This is a genomic window from Nioella nitratireducens, from assembly GCF_001879715.1.
In the GTDB taxonomy this organism is placed as follows: domain Bacteria; phylum Pseudomonadota; class Alphaproteobacteria; order Rhodobacterales; family Rhodobacteraceae; genus Nioella; species Nioella nitratireducens.
In genome coordinates, this window is the sequence record NZ_MNBW01000008.1 from 72,964 (window position 1) to 87,846 (window position 14,883).

The following is a 14,883-nucleotide window of genomic DNA, read 5'->3' on the forward strand; positions in this document are numbered from 1 at the left end:
ATGGCAAAGCAGAGCAGGGGCCTTGGGCGCGGGTTGTCGGCGCTGATGGCGGATATAAACGAGCCGACAGCGTCGTCCCAGGCAGAGATGCCGCAACCGGCCCGGGCCGACCGGACTGTTCCGATAGAATCGGTGCGCCCGAACCCCGAACAGCCCCGACGTGCCTTTACGCAAGACGCGCTTCAGGAATTGTCGGATTCGATTGCCGAAAAGGGTATCATCCAACCACTGATCGTGCGCCCCGATCCGGCGATGGCCGACATGTTCCAGATCGTTGCTGGCGAACGACGCTGGCGCGCGGCGCAGATGGCGCAGTTGCATGAGGTGCCCGTGATTGTCCGCAACTTCAACGACACCGAAGTGTTGGAAGTTGCGATCATCGAGAACATTCAGCGCGCAGACCTGAACCCGGTAGAAGAGGCCATGGGCTATCGCCAGCTTATGGACCGTTTCAACCACACGCAGGAACGCTTGGCCGAGGCTATGGGGAAAAGCCGGCCGCATATCGCGAACCTGCTGCGCCTGCTGACCTTGCCGGAAGAGGTGCAAGGTTATTTGCGGGATGGCAAGCTGACCGCGGGCCATGCCCGCGCCTTGGTTGGCAGTGACCGGGCCGCCGAGATTGCTCGGGACGTGGTGAACAAGGGACTGTCTGTGCGCGAGGTCGAGCGCCGGATGAAGCACGAACAGGGCCAGAGCGCCACACCGACCGGGCGCCCTGCGCCAGGTGCCGGGTCGAAAGACGCTGACACCAAAGCCTTGGAAGGGGATCTTTCAGCCGCGATCGGTCTGACGGTGACGATCGAGCACCACGAGGCGACGGGCGGTGGCAAATTGTCGATCAAATATGACGATCTTGCGCAGCTCGACGATTTGATCAAGCTGCTGAACAGCGGATCTTAAACCAGCAGTTCCCGCAGAATAGCGTTGAGAAGAGGGCGGCCCGCAGCGGTCGTCCTTAGTCTGTCGCCGTCCTGAATGACAAACCCTTCCTCTTGCAGCATGTCGAGTCGGTCTTTTGGCACGGATGCGCCGTTTAGAGCCTCAAATCTGGACAGTGACGACCCTTCTAGCAGGCGCAGACTCATCATCAGGTACTCAACGGCTTGATCGGGCCCCGAAATCTGTGTGCGCTCACGCTCTCCCTCGCCGCGCTCATTGACGCGGGTCAACCAGTCCCCAGGCGAACTTGGCGTCTCAGTCGCGAATTTCAGACGGTCTTTGGTGATCCGACCATGCGCGCCTGGCCCAATTCCGACGTAATCACCGTAACGCCAGTAGATCAGGTTGTGCCTGCTCTCTGCCATATCGCGGGCATGGTTGGAAATCTCGTAGGCGGGCATACCGGCGGCCTCGCAAATCTCCTGCGTCGCCTCGTACATCTGTGCGCCAAGATCGTCTGAGGGCAGACCGGGCAGGCGTCCGATGGCATAGCGATCCCCGAAAGCGGTTCCGTCCTCAATTGTCAGTTGGTAGAGCGACAGGTGGTCGATGGCCATCGACAGCGCTTCACGCAGTTCAGCTGTCCAATCGGGCAAGCATTGGTGCTGGCGTGTATAGATCAGATCAAAGCTGACCCGCTGGAACAGGCTGCGCGCAGTATCGAAGGCTGTCCGCGCCTCGGCCACGCTGTGCATTCGGCCCAGGCGTTTCAGGTCGGCATCGTTCAGCGCCTGAATGCCCATCGAAATCCGGTTCACGCCAGCATCTCGATATCCGGCAAAGCGCCCGGCCTCGACCGACGTTGGGTTTGCCTCTAGCGTAACCTCGAAACTGTTGGAAATCGGCCAGGTTGCGCGGATCTTGTCAAGCACTGCATGAACAAGGTCCGGGTCCATCAAGGAGGGTGTGCCACCCCCAAAGAACACAGTATTTAGTGTTCTTCCTGATGTCTCTACACCGTATCTTTCTATTTCAGACAGATAGGCGGCTTGCCACTGCGCTTGATCGACCGCAGCCGACACGTGGCTGTTGAAATCGCAATAGGGGCACTTTGCCAAGCAGAAGGGCCAATGGATATAGAGCCCGAAGCCGCCCTTCTGCCAATCGTCACTCACCAAGCGCGGCCACCAGTTTGCGGAAGGCGTCGGCGCGGTGGCTGATCTTGTTCTTTTCCCAACGGTCCATCTCGCCAAAGGTGATTTGGTAGCCCTGCGGTTGGAAGATCGGGTCATAGCCATGGCCCTGATCGCCGCGCATCGGCCAGACGACTTGGCCCTCCATCACGCCGGGGAAAACCTCGTCATGGCCATCGGGCCATGCCAGGACCAAGGTGCAGCAGAAACGCGCGGTGTGCGGGGCAGGGGTGCCGGTCTTTTCAAGCTCTTTGTGGGTCTTGTTCATCGCCATGATGAAATCGCGGCCCGAGGGTGTTTCGGCCCAATCGGCGGTGTAGACACCGGGCGCGCCGCCAAGCGCGTCAATCTCGATGCCCGAGTCGTCGGCCAGAGCGGGCAGCCCCGTCGCCTTGGCTGCGGCGTGGGCCTTGATCCTGGCATTCTCGACAAATGTCGTGCCGGTTTCCTCGGGCTCAGGCAGATCATGCGCCTTGGCGGAGGTGACAGATATGCCAAGCGGCTCTAACAGATGCGCGATCTCTTCGAGCTTGCCTTGGTTGTGCGTGGCGACAAGCAAGGTCTTGCCGGTGAAGGTCCGCATCAGGACGTGGCCTCTTTCTGTGCAGTGACCAGCTCGGCAACGCCTGCTTCGGCCAGATCCATCAGTTCGTTGAACTGAGGGCGGCTGAAGGTCGCGCCCTCGGCACTGGCTTGCAGCTCGATCAACTGGCCTGCGCCGGTCATGACGAAGTTGCCATCGGTTCCGGCCTCGGAATCCTCGTCATAGTCGAGGTCCAGAACCGGCTGACCGGCAAACACGCCACAGGACACGGCGGCGACGTGATCCATGATCGGATCGGAAATGACATCGCCTGCCTTCATCAGCTTGTTCACGGCCAACCGAAGGGCGACCCAGCCCCCAGTGATCGCGGCGCAACGGGTGCCCCCGTCGGCTTGGATCACATCGCAGTCGATGGTGATCTGACGTTCGCCAAGCGCCACCCGGTCAATTCCCGCCCGTAGGGAGCGACCGATAAGCCGTTGAATTTCTTGGGTTCTTCCAGATTGCTTGCCTGCCGACGCCTCTCGCCGCATCCGTGTGTGGGTGGCGCGCGGCAGCATCCCGTATTCTGCTGTCACCCAGCCAAGGCCGGTATTGCGCAGGAAGGGGGGCACGCGTTCCTCCAGCGAGGCGGTGCACAGCACATGGGTGTTGCCAACCTTGATCAGGCAAGAGCCCTCGGCATGGCGCGTCACGCTGGTTTCAATGGAAATCGGACGCATCTGGTCTAGGTTTCTGCCGGATGGGCGCATATCTATCTCCTGCTGGTGTTCGGCGACCGGGATAGTCTGTCGGCCCTGCGACACGCAAGCCCGATTGACCTTGTCGTGCGACCACCGCTTAATGTTTTCGGTCCGTAACCTAAGTCAGACATGCCTGAAAAAGAGAACATCCTTTCCGAAATGAATGATCGCTCGCGCGAGGTGTTTCGGCGCGTTGTCGAGGGCTATCTGGAAACCGGTGCCCCGATGGGGTCACGCACCCTGACGCGGAACCTGTCTGAAAAGGTTTCGGCGGCGACGATCCGCAACACGATGCAGGATCTGGAATATCTTGGCCTGCTGGACAGCCCCCATGTCTCGGCTGGGCGCATCCCGACCGAACTGGGCCTGCGAATGTTCGTGGATGGGTTGTTGGAGGTCGGCGACCTGACGATTTCCGACCGCGCCAAGCTGGACGCGACGGTTGGCGGCAATGACTCGGATGTCTCGAAAAAACTGGATCGCCTCGGGTCGGCCCTGTCGGGCGTGACCCATGGGGCCAGCCTTGTCCTGACCCCCAAGCACGAAGCGCCCATCCGCCATATAGAGTTTGTCTCGCTGTCGCCCGGTCGGGCACTGGTGGTGCTGGTCTTTGCCGATGGCCATGTGGAAAACCGGATATTCACGCCGCCGCCGGGGCAGACCCCAAGCTCGATGCGGGAGGCAGCGAATTTCCTGAATGCTTTGGCAGAGGGCAAGACGGTCAGCGACCTCAAGAGGTTGATGGAAACCGAGGTCAGCACGCGGCGCCAAGAGATCGACAAACTGGCGCAGGAATTGATCGAAAGCGGCGCGGCGATCTGGGAAAACGAAGGTGCGGATACAGAGCGGTTGATCGTGCGCGGTCGGTCACACCTGTTGGATGCCGGCGGGGAAAGCGAAGAGTTGGAGCGAATCCGCAACCTCTTCGACGACCTTGAGCGCAAGCGCGACATCGCAGAATTCCTTGAACTGACCGAGGAAGGCGACGGTGTGCGCATTTTTATCGGCTCGGAGAATAAACTTTTCTCACTTTCGGGTTCCTCTCTGGTGGTTTCCCCATATATGAACGCGGATCGAAAGATCATCGGTGCGGTTGGCGTTATCGGGCCCACGCGGCTCAACTACGGACGGATCGTTCCGATTGTGGATTATACGGCGCAACTGGTCGGGAAACTGATCTCGGACCAGGCATAAGAGGTTGAGAATGGCAGACCCCAAGGAAGATTCGTTCCTGGATGACCCCGAGGCCCTTGAGGCCGAAATGGACGCGGCGCTGGAAGAGGAAGAACTGGACGAGTCCGATCCTCTCGCGCTGGAACTGGACGCCCTGCGATCTGAGCGGGACGAGTTGAAGGACCGCCTTCTGCGCACGCTGGCGGAGTCGGAAAACGTTCGCAAACGCGCGGACCGGGATCGGCGTGAAGCCGAGCACTACGGCGGCACCCGGCTGGCCCGTGACCTGCTGCCGGTTTACGACAACTTGCAGCGGGCGCTGGAAGCGGCGAACAAGGAAGAAAACGAGGTCGCGAGCGCGGTGATCGAGGGTGTGGAACTGACGTTGCGCGAATTGCTCAACGTGTTCTCCAAGCACGGCGTGACCCCGATCGCTCCGCAAAACGGTGACGTTTTCAACCCGCAAGAACATGAAGCCATGTTCGAAGCTCCGGTGCCCGGCACCAAGGCTGGCGAAATCATCCAGGTGATGACTGTTGGCTTCATGCTGCACGACCGGTTGCTGCGCCCGGCGCAGGTCGGCGTGTCTTCTACCCCGGCGTCGTAAGGGCGGACATGGTGGGCAGTGGGGGACAGCCCCCGCGCCCAGACCATTTCGGCGAAGATGTCGGGCGCAGAGAAATTCAGACGATTTCTGTGCCTCCGTCTTCGTCGAGGGCCTTCAGCTCGTAGATCAGATCGAGCGCCTGTTTGGGCGTCAGCATGTCGGGGTGAATGTCCATCAGCCGCTCTGACAAGGCAGACTGTTTCACTGGTTGCGGGGTGGCGACCGGCGTGGCTGCGAACAGCGGCAAATCGTCGATCAGCGCCTTTTGGCGATCGCCGCCCTCGCGTTCGCCTTTTTCCAAGGCATCCAGCACCTCGTGCGCCCGCGAAACGACAGAACCCGGCAAGCCCGCCAGCTTGGCGACCTGCACGCCGTAGGACCGGTCGGCAGCGCCGGGGCGTACCTCGTGCAGGAAGATCACGTCGCCGTCCCATTCGCGCACCGCGACTGTGGCGTTCTGCACACCCTCCATCCGGTCAGCGAGGCTCGTCATCTCGTGGTAGTGCGTGGCGAAAAGCGCGCGGCAGCGGTTTACCTCGTGCAGGTGTTCCAGCGTGGCCCACGCAATCGACAGGCCGTCATAGGTGGCGGTGCCGCGCCCGATTTCATCGAGGATCACAAGCGCGCGCTCGTCTGCCTGATTCAGGATCGCGGCGGTTTCGACCATTTCGACCATGAAGGTGGAGCGGCCACGGGCGAGGTCATCCGACGCGCCGACGCGGCTGAAGACTTGGCTGACGAGGCCGATATGGGCCGACTTTGCAGGCACGAAGCTGCCCATCTGGGCGAGAATGGCGATCAGCGCGTTCTGGCGGAGGTAGGTCGATTTACCCGCCATGTTGGGGCCGGTCAGCAGCGTCAGTGCGGCCTTGTGGCCCTCGGCCGTCAGGTCGCAATCGTTGGCGATGAATGGCTCACCGGCCTTTTGCAGGGCGCGCTCCACCACCGGGTGGCGGCCCGAGTCGATCTCGAAGGCGCGGCTGTCGTCGATCTGGGGGCGAACCCAGTCTTCTGATCGGGCGAGGTCTGCGAGGGCGGTGATCAGGTCAATCTCTGCCAACGCGGCAGCGGCGGCGCCGACGGCCTCGTTCTCGTCCAGAATTGCCTGTCTTAGAGACTGAAACAGGGTTTTTTCGATCTCCAGGGCACGGTTGCCGGCGTTCAGAATACGGGTTTCCAGATCACTCAATTCCACCGTGGTGAATCGCACCGCGTTGGCGGTGGTCTGACGGTGAATAAACGTCTCTGACAGAGGCGCAGAGAGCATTTTCTGCGCGTGTGTCGCGGTCGTCTCGATGAAATACCCCAGCACGTTGTTGTGCTTGATCTTGAGCGAGGAGATGCCGCTTTGTTCGGCATAATCGGCCTGCATACCGGCGATCACGCCCCGGCCTTCGTCGCGCAGGCGTCGGGTTTCGTCGAGGTCCTGGTGAAACCCTTGAGCGATGAACCCGCCGTCACGGGCCAGCAGCGGCGGTTCGGCGACCAGCGCAGCGTCGAGGAGGGATCGCAGCGTCTGGTGTCCATCGAGCGCCCGTGCGGCGCGCTGAAAGACCTCTGGCAAGCCGGACGCCGCCAATTGGTCGTGGATGTGCTCGGCCTCGGCCAGCCCGTTGCGAATGGCGGCAAGGTCGCGCGGGCCGCCCCGGTCAAGGCCAAGGCGTGATAGGGCGCGGTCCATGTCGGGCACCTTGCGCAGCGCGTCGCGCAGAGCATTGGACAGGCGGTCATTCTCCAGACTGGCGCTGACGGCCTCGTGCCGTTCTTGCACAACTGCGATCTGGGTGGAGGGGCTGGACAGCCGATGTTCCAGCAGGCGCGCGCCGCCAGCCGTCAGGGTTCGGTCGATCGTGGCCAGCAGTGACCCGGCGCGTCCGCCATGCATGGAACTGGTCAGTTCGAGGTTGCGCCGCGTGGCCGCGTCGATCTGCATCATCCGCTGCGCCAGCGTGCGAGTGGGCGCGCGCAAGAGCGGTAGTTTGCCTTTCTGCGTCATCTCCAGGTAGTCGATGATTGCGCCCATGGCGGCAAGGTCGGGGCGGTCGAATTGACCGAAGGACTCGAGCGACTTCACCTGAAACAGGGCCTCGATCCTCCGTTCAGCCGAGCCACTGTCAAAACTGGACGGGGCCAGCGGTGTCACGGAGGCTCCGGCCTCCTCTATGATCATCAGTGCCGCGTCGTCGGTGCCATCGGCCACCAGCACCTCGCGCGGGGTCAAGCGCGCCAGTTCCGGCCCAAGGCGCACAAGCGGGCAGGGCATCACGTGGAATGCGCCGGTGGAAATGTCGGTCCATGCGAGTGCGGCCTCGCCCCGGATATCGGCATAGGCGGCAAGGTAGTTGTGGTGGCGTGCTTCCAGCAGCGTGTCTTCCGTCAGTGTACCGGGGGTGACAAGCCGCACGACCTCTCGCCGGACCACGGATTTCGAGCCGCGCTTTTTCGCCTCTGCGGGGTCTTCCGTCTGTTCGCAGACCGCGACGCGAAAGCCCTTGCGGATCAGCGTCAGGAAATACCCCTCGGCGGAATGGGCCGGCACGCCGCACATGGGGATGTCGTCGCCCTGATGCTTACCGCGCTTGGTCAGGGCGATGTCCAGCGCCTCTGCGGCGGCCACCGCATCTTGAAAGAACATCTCGTAGAAGTCGCCCATCCGGTAGAACAACAGCGCATCGCGGTTCTGCGCCTTGATCTCCAGATACTGCGCCATCATGGGCGTGACTTGTCCCGTCATATGCATCCCCTTGCCTGCGGCGATCACCCTACTAAGGCCGGTTGACAGGTAAAAGGGCGCATTCGCATCTGTTGAGCCGCGCGGCCCTTGGCGATAAGAGGTTTGGGGTTGAGGAAGGGACAGGACTTATGAAGAGCAAATCCAAGGTCACGCGCGAAGAGGCATTGGCCTATCACCTGGAACCGCGTCCGGGGAAAATCGACATTCAGGCGTCGACCGCGATGACAACGCAGCGGGATTTGAGCCTTGCCTACAGTCCCGGCGTGGCAGTGCCGTGCGAGGCCATCGCAGAGAACCCGGAGACCGCCTATGACTACACGACCAAGGGCAACATGGTGGCGGTGATCTCGAACGGGACGGCGGTACTGGGGTTGGGAAACCTTGGCGCACTGGCATCCAAGCCGGTGATGGAGGGCAAGGCGGTGCTGTTCAAGCGCTTTGCCGATGTGAATTCCATCGACATCGAGCTGGACACCGAAGATCCGGCCGAATTCATCAACGCGGTCAAGCTGATGGGGCCGAGCTTTGGCGGCATTAACCTTGAGGATATCAAGGCGCCGGAATGCTTCATCATCGAGCAGCAGCTCAAAGAGATCATGGACATCCCGGTGTTTCATGACGATCAGCACGGCACTGCGGTGATCTGTGCGGCGGGGCTGATCAACGCGTTGCACCTGTCGAACAAGAAGATCGAGGATGTGAAAATCGTTCTCAACGGCGCGGGGGCGGCCGGGATTGCCTGTCTTGAGTTGCTCAAGGCCATGGGCGCACGGCACGAAAACTGCATCATGTGCGATACCAAAGGGGTGATCTACCAAGGCCGCACCGAGGGTATGAACCAGTGGAAATCGGCCCATGCGGTAAAGACAAAGGCCCGCACGCTGGATGAGGCGATGAGGGGCTGTGACGTGTTCCTTGGTGTATCGGCCAAGGGCGCCGTGACGCAGGACATGGTGGCCAGCATGGCCGACAACCCGGTGATCTTCGCCATGGCCAACCCTGACCCGGAAATTACCCCGGAAGAGGCGCATGAGGTGCGGGTGGATGCCATCGTCGCCACGGGGCGCAGCGACTACCCCAACCAGGTGAACAACGTTTTGGGCTTTCCCTACCTGTTTCGTGGGGCGCTGGATATTCATGCGCGCGCCATCAATGATGAGATGAAGATCGCCTGCGCCGAAGCGCTGGCCAAACTGGCGCGAGAGGATGTGCCCGATGAGGTCGCCATGGCCTATGGTCGCAAGCTCACCTTTGGGCGCGATTATATCATTCCGACGCCCTTCGATCCTCGGCTGATCTACACGATCCCGCCAGCGGTGGCCAAGGCCGGGATGGAAACCGGCGCAGCCCGGCGTCCGATCATCGACCTTGACGCCTATGCGCAAACCCTGAATGCACGGATGGACCCGACGGCGTCCGTCCTGCGGGGGATCAACGCAAGGGCGCGCGCGAAACAGGCGCGGATGATCTTCGCAGAGGGTGACGACGTGCGGGTGCTGCGGGCCGCCGTATCCTACCAGCGCAACGGGCTTGGCAAGGCCATTGTCGTGGGCCGCGAGGCCGATGTGCGCGAAAAGCTGGAAAGCGTCGGACTGGCCGATGCCGTGCGCGAGCTGGAGGTCGTGAACGCGGCCAACACCTCGAACCTCGATACCTACAAGTCGTTCCTCTACGATCGGCTTCAGCGCAAGGGGTTCGACCGGACCGACATTCACCGACTGGCCGCGCGCGACCGACATGTGTTTTCATCGCTGATGCTGGCCCACGGCCATGGTGACGGGCTGGTCACCGGGGCCACGCGGAAATCGGCCCATGTTCTTGGGCTGATCGGCCATGTCTTCGACGCCGGGGCGCAGGATGGCGCGGTTGGCGTGACGGTGCTGATGCACAAGGGCAAGATCGTTCTGATCGGCGACACGCTGGTGCATGAATGGCCCGAGGCTGACGACCTGGCCCTGATCGCACAGCGCGGCGCAACCGTTGCCCGAGGGCTGGGAATCGAGCCGCGCGTCGCGTTTGTCAGTTTCTCGACCTATGGCTACCCGGTCTCGGAACGCGCCGAGAAGATGCATCTTGCGCCGAAGGTGTTGGACAAATGGGGCGTCGATTTCGAATATGATGGCGAAATGACCGTGGACGTGGCGCTGAACCGGGACGTGATGGCGCAATACCCGTTCACCCGGCTGTCCGGTCCGGCCAACGTGCTGGTGGTGCCTGCACGGCACTCTGCCTCGATCTCGGTCAAGCTGATGCAGGAAATGGCGGGCGCGACGATCATCGGGCCGATCCTGACGGGGCTGGAGCATCCGGTGCAGATCTGTTCGACCAACTCGACCGCGAACGACATTCTGAACATGGCGATGATGGCGGCAAGCCGCATCGGCCACTAAACGAAAGGCCCGCCGGATCATCTCTGGCGGGCCTATTGTTTCATGGGAAACGAGCGAGTCAGCCCTTCATGTCATCCCAGAAGCTTTTGACCTTCTCGAAAAAGCCGCTCGAATTGGGCGTATTCGAATGGGCGCAGCTTTCCTCGAACTCGCGAAGCAGCTCTTTCTGCTTGCCGGTCAGTTTCACCGGGGTCTCGACGGCCAGTTCTATATACATCTCGCCAAATCCGGCGCCGCGCAGGGCGGGCATGCCCTTGCCACGCAGGCGCATCTGGCGACCGGACTGGCTGCCTTCCGGCACTTTCACCCGGCTACGGCCACCGTCGATCGTCGGTACCTCGATCTCTCCGCCAAGTGCGGCCTTGGTCATCGAGACCGGCACCCGGCAGAACAGGTCCATGCCGTCGCGCTGGAAGATCGGATGGTCGGCCACCTCGATGAAGATGTAGAGGTCGCCCGGAGGCCCGCCGCGCAGGCCGGCCTCACCCTCGCCCGACAGGCGAATGCGGGTGCCGGTTTCAACGCCAGCGGGGATATTGACCGACAGCGCCTTCTCGGTTTCCGTCCGACCCGAGCCGCCGCATTTCTTGCAGGGGTTCTTGACCACTTGTCCGGCACCCGAGCAGGTCGGGCATGTCCGTTCGACGGTAAAGAAACCCTGCTGCGCGCGGACCTTGCCGATGCCCGAGCAGGTTGGACAGGTCTGGGGTTCTGCCCCACCCTCTGAACCGCCGCCATCGCAGGCGTCACAGGTGACAGAGGTCGGGACCGAGATCGCCTTTTGCAGGCCTGCATAGGCCTCTTCCAGCGAAATGCGCAGGTTGTAGCGCAGGTCCGAGCCGCGAGAGGCCCGTTGCCGTGTGCCACCGCCGCGCTGGCCGCCCATGAAATCGCCGAACAGATCCTCGAACACGTCCGAAAAAGCGCTGGCGAAATCGCCTTGCCCGCCGCCGCGTGGACCGTAGCCACCAGCGCGGGGACCAGCCCCCATACCGCCGTCGAACGCCGCGTGACCATAGCGGTCATAGGCGGCCTTCTTGTCGGCGTCTTTCAGGACGTCATAGGCCTCGTTCACTTCCTTGAACTGGGACTCAGCATCCGGATTGTCCGAGTTGCGGTCCGGGTGCAGTTCCTTGGCCTTCTTGCGGTAGGCCTTTTTCAGCTCCTCCGCCGAGGCCCCCTTGGAGACGCCGAGAACCTCGTAATAATCGCGTTTTGCCATTTGGATTGCTGCCTTCCTGAAACGCGCAGACCGGCCAAGGGGGTGCCTCGACCGGTCGCACGTGGGTCAGTTCACGCGATTACGACCGGCGTTCGTCGCCGTCGAGATCTTCGAAATCCGCATCGACGATGTCGTCATCGACACCGCCGGGCTCGTCCGCGCCTTCCGGAGCGTCCTCGCCAGCGGATTCTGCCTGAGCCTTGTAGATGGCTTCACCCAGTTTCATGGCCGCTTCGGTCACGTTCTGGATGCCGCCTTTGATCTTGCCCGCGTCTTCGGTCTCGATCTGCTCTTCAAGGTTCTTGATGGCCAGTTCGATGGCTTCGATCGTGGTCGGGTCGACCTTGTCGCCATGCTCTTCCATCGACTTCTGGGTCGAATGGATAAGGCTCTCGGCCTGGTTCTTGGCTTCCACCAGTTCCTTGCGGCTCTTGTCGGCCTCGGCGTTCTCCTCGGCTTCCTTGACCATGCGTTCGATGTCGTCATCCGACAGACCGCCAGAGGCCTGGATCGTGATGTTCTGCTCGCGGCCAGTGCCCTTGTCCTTGGCGGACACGGACACGATGCCGTTGGCGTCGATATCGAAGGTCACTTCGATCTGCGGCAGGCCGCGGGGTGCGGGCGGGATGTCTTCGAGGTTGAACTGGCCGAGCATCTTGTTGTCGGCCGCCATTTCCCGTTCACCCTGGAACACGCGGATCGTCACGGCGTTCTGGTTGTCTTCCGCAGTCGAGAAGATCTGCGACTTCTTCGTCGGGATCGTCGTGTTGCGGTCGATCAGGCGGGTGAAAACACCCCCGAGCGTTTCGATGCCGAGCGACAGCGGGGTCACGTCCAGAAGAACCACGTCCTTGACGTCGCCTTGCAGAACACCGGCCTGAATGGCGGCGCCCATGGCGACCACTTCGTCGGGGTTCACACCCTTGTGCGGTTCCTTGCCAAAGAAGTTGGACACTTCCTCGATCACCTTGGGCATCCGGGTCATACCGCCGACCAGAACGATCTCGTCGATATCACCTTTGCCGAGGCCTGCGTCTTTCAGAGCGGCCTGACAGGGCTTGAGCGAGTTCTTGATCAGGTCACCCACCAGCGATTCCAGCTTGGCGCGGGTCAGCTTCATGACCATGTGCAGCGGCGTGCCGTCCTTGCCCATCGAGATGAACGGCTGGTTGATCTCGGTCTGGGTGGCCGAGGACAGTTCGATCTTGGCTTTCTCTGCGGCTTCTTTCAGGCGTTGCAGGGCCATCTTGTCCTTGGTCAGATCGACGCCGTGTTCCTTTTTGAACTCGTTGGCGAGATAGTCGACAATGCGCATGTCGAAGTCTTCACCACCAAGGAAGGTGTCACCGTTGGTCGATTTCACTTCGAACAGACCATCGTCGATTTCGAGGATGGTGATGTCGAACGTACCGCCACCAAGGTCATACACAGCGATGGTGCGCGATTCTTTCTTGTCGAGGCCATAGGCCAGCGCAGCCGCGGTCGGCTCGTTGATGATGCGCAGCACTTCGAGGCCCGCAATCTTGCCGGCGTCCTTGGTGGCCTGACGCTGAGCGTCGTTGAAATAGGCGGGCACAGTGATCACGGCCTGCGTCACCTCCTCGCCGAGGTAGCTTTCGGCGGTTTCCTTCATCTTTTGCAGGATGAGGGCCGAGACCTGCGACGGCGAATATTTCTCGCCCTTCACTTCCACCCAGGCGTCACCGTTGCCACCATCGACGATGGAATAGGGGACCAGCTTCTTGTCTTTCTCGACGGCGGCGTCGCCGACGCGGCGGCCGATCAGGCGCTTGACGGCGAAAATGGTGTTGTCGGGGTTGGTGACGGCCTGGCGCTTGGCAGCCTGACCAACCAGCTTCTCGTCATCGGTGTAGCCGACGATCGAGGGGGTGGTGCGGGCGCCTTCCGCGTTTTCGATGACGCGGGCTTGCGAGCCGTCCATGATGGCAACGCACGAGTTCGTGGTGCCGAGGTCGATACCAATTACTTTGGCCATGTTGTTCGTCCCTTCTTCAAGGCGATGTTGCAGGGGGCGGGTCCGATTTCGGCCCCCGGCCCCTTATCCCAGTGGCCGGGGGAGTGTCCCCGACCGCGCTTCGCAGGGTATATAAGTGGGGCTCCGGGTCGCTGCAAGCGGGCCGGCGCGTTGATTTGCACGCAAATGTGAACAAGTTCTCTCCAGACCGGTGCATTGGAGGCGTCACGAATTGGAACGGATCGACATAAACGGTTTCGAGATTTTTCCCGGCGCGCTGGATGTGCAGAGGCAACAGGCGGTGTTGAATGATCTGCGCACGGTGGTTCAGGCGGCGCCCCTGTTCCACCCGGAAACGCCGCGCGGGCGAAAAATGTCGGTGCGCATGACCTCGGCGGGTCGTGTCGGTTGGGTCACGGATCGGCGTGGCTACCGCTATGAACCGCACCACCCGAACGGCACTCCTTGGCCACCGATTCCGGACAGCGTGCTGGCAATCTGGTGCGACGTGGCCGGGATCGACCGACTGCCTGATTGCTGCTTGGTGAACTTCTACGGCGAAGATGCGCGCATGGGGATGCATCAGGACAAGGACGAGGGCGATTTCTCTTATCCCGTGGTGTCCGTCTCGTTGGGCGACGAGGCACTGTTCCGGATGGGAAATAACAGGCGCGGTGGCAAGACGGAGTCGATCTGGCTGCGGTCGGGCGATGTGGTCAAGATGGGTGGCGAGGCGCGGTTGAAGTTTCACGGCGTGGACCGCGTGCGGTTCGGCACGTCAACGTTGTTGCCCAAGGGCGGGCGTATCAACCTGACCCTGCGTGTCGTCGATTAACGCACCAACGCGCAGCAGCCTTCCAGAACCTCTGTGCCTTGGCTGGTGCGCCGCAAGAACATGCCGCTGATGCCAAAGTCGCGGTCGCTCATCCCGTCGGAACAGATTTCCCGCCGTATGATCGCGGTCATGGTCGAGGTGCCACTGTCCAGCACAATACCGAAGGCCTGTGGGCCACGGCCCGAGGGCGTGCCGCTCCAAAGTTCTGCATAGGGGACGGGGGCGGGTTCCGCGACGCTGGAAAAGGTGCCGCCGCCGATGGCGCGCTCATAGCTCCAGAACGGCTCTGTCCCGTGACAATAGAGCGGGGCGGGCAGGCCTGCGTTCCAGTCCGGCCCGATCCGGTCGAGATAGCGCATCGAGACCCAGCCCGATACCTCGCCCAGGGACACGCGGCCCCAGCCGCGATCCTGCGTCGTGCCCACGATTTCGACCTGTGTCGCAGATGGGGGCAACGCGCCGACGATCCGGTTTTCCACGCCCGGCCCCGAGCGCACGTTCAACACATCGTCACTGGCAACGCCGGTCACCCGATAGAGCGCGGGATAGTCATGCACCTGTGCCGAAGCCATCGAAGTCATGGCG

Annotated in this window: 12 protein-coding genes; 5 read left to right on the forward strand and 7 right to left on the reverse strand. The window is 61.9% G+C overall.

From position 1 onward, the window contains the following. The gene (locus tag BKY27_RS09610; RefSeq protein WP_071674259.1) at positions 1-903 is read left to right on the forward strand and encodes a ParB/RepB/Spo0J family partition protein; all 903 of its coding nucleotides are present in this window, start codon (positions 1-3) and stop codon (positions 901-903) included. Here BKY27_RS09610 and hemW read toward each other — a convergent pair. From hemW to rph, 3 genes are read right to left on the reverse strand one after another with little or no spacing between them, the layout of a single operon-like run. Then, the gene (gene hemW / locus BKY27_RS09615) at positions 900-2,057 is read right to left on the reverse strand and encodes a radical SAM family heme chaperone HemW (RefSeq protein WP_071674387.1); all 1,158 of its coding nucleotides are present in this window, start codon (positions 2,055-2,057) and stop codon (positions 900-902) included. The genes BKY27_RS09610 and hemW overlap by 4 nt on opposite strands. Continuing rightward, entirely contained in the window at positions 2,050-2,658 is a 609-nt protein-coding gene (gene rdgB, locus BKY27_RS09620) for an RdgB/HAM1 family non-canonical purine NTP pyrophosphatase (protein ID WP_071674260.1), read from the reverse strand. The genes hemW and rdgB overlap by 8 nt, the downstream gene beginning before the upstream one ends. Continuing rightward, positions 2,658-3,371, reverse strand: coding sequence for a ribonuclease PH (rph, locus tag BKY27_RS09625; protein ID WP_071674261.1), 714 nt, complete (start codon positions 3,369-3,371; stop codon positions 2,658-2,660). The genes rdgB and rph overlap by 1 nt, the downstream gene beginning before the upstream one ends. Positions 3,372-3,491: 120 nt before the next feature. Between rph and hrcA the strand changes: the two genes are divergently transcribed. Then, the gene (gene hrcA / locus BKY27_RS09630) at positions 3,492-4,556 is read left to right on the forward strand and encodes a heat-inducible transcriptional repressor HrcA (protein WP_071674262.1); all 1,065 of its coding nucleotides are present in this window, start codon (positions 3,492-3,494) and stop codon (positions 4,554-4,556) included. Positions 4,557-4,566: 10 nt separating this feature from the next. Then, positions 4,567-5,142, forward strand: a complete 576-nt coding sequence (locus BKY27_RS09635; protein WP_071674263.1) for a nucleotide exchange factor GrpE — start codon at positions 4,567-4,569, stop codon at positions 5,140-5,142. Positions 5,143-5,218: 76 nt separating this feature from the next. On the opposite strand, the gene mutS is transcribed toward BKY27_RS09635, so the two are convergent. Next, positions 5,219-7,876, reverse strand: coding sequence for a DNA mismatch repair protein MutS (mutS, locus tag BKY27_RS09640; RefSeq protein ID WP_071674264.1), 2,658 nt, complete (start codon positions 7,874-7,876; stop codon positions 5,219-5,221). A 128-nt stretch (positions 7,877-8,004) separates the two neighbouring features. Here mutS and BKY27_RS09645 point away from each other — a divergent pair, with 128 nt between their 5' ends. Next, a complete protein-coding gene (locus BKY27_RS09645; protein ID WP_071674265.1) occupies positions 8,005-10,266 on the forward strand; it encodes an NADP-dependent malic enzyme in 2,262 nt (753 codons plus the stop codon). Positions 10,267-10,324: 58 nt separating this feature from the next. On the opposite strand, the gene dnaJ is transcribed toward BKY27_RS09645, so the two are convergent. Next, the gene (gene dnaJ / locus BKY27_RS09650; protein ID WP_071674266.1) at positions 10,325-11,488 is read right to left on the reverse strand and encodes a molecular chaperone DnaJ; all 1,164 of its coding nucleotides are present in this window, start codon (positions 11,486-11,488) and stop codon (positions 10,325-10,327) included. 79 nt (positions 11,489-11,567) lie between these two features. After that, positions 11,568-13,484, reverse strand: coding sequence for a molecular chaperone DnaK (gene dnaK / locus BKY27_RS09655; protein WP_071674267.1), 1,917 nt, complete (start codon positions 13,482-13,484; stop codon positions 11,568-11,570). Between the two features lie 190 nt (positions 13,485-13,674). Here dnaK and BKY27_RS09660 point away from each other — a divergent pair, with 190 nt between their 5' ends. Continuing rightward, on the forward strand, positions 13,675-14,298 hold the full coding sequence (locus tag BKY27_RS09660) for an alpha-ketoglutarate-dependent dioxygenase AlkB family protein (RefSeq protein ID WP_407668415.1): 624 nt from the start codon (positions 13,675-13,677) through the stop codon (positions 14,296-14,298). On the opposite strand, the gene BKY27_RS09665 is transcribed toward BKY27_RS09660, so the two are convergent. Further along, the gene (locus BKY27_RS09665) at positions 14,295-14,879 is read right to left on the reverse strand and encodes an SH3 domain-containing protein (protein WP_199559094.1); all 585 of its coding nucleotides are present in this window, start codon (positions 14,877-14,879) and stop codon (positions 14,295-14,297) included. The two genes, BKY27_RS09660 and BKY27_RS09665, sit on opposite strands and share 4 nt — an antisense overlap. Positions 14,880-14,883: the final 4 nt, after the last annotated feature.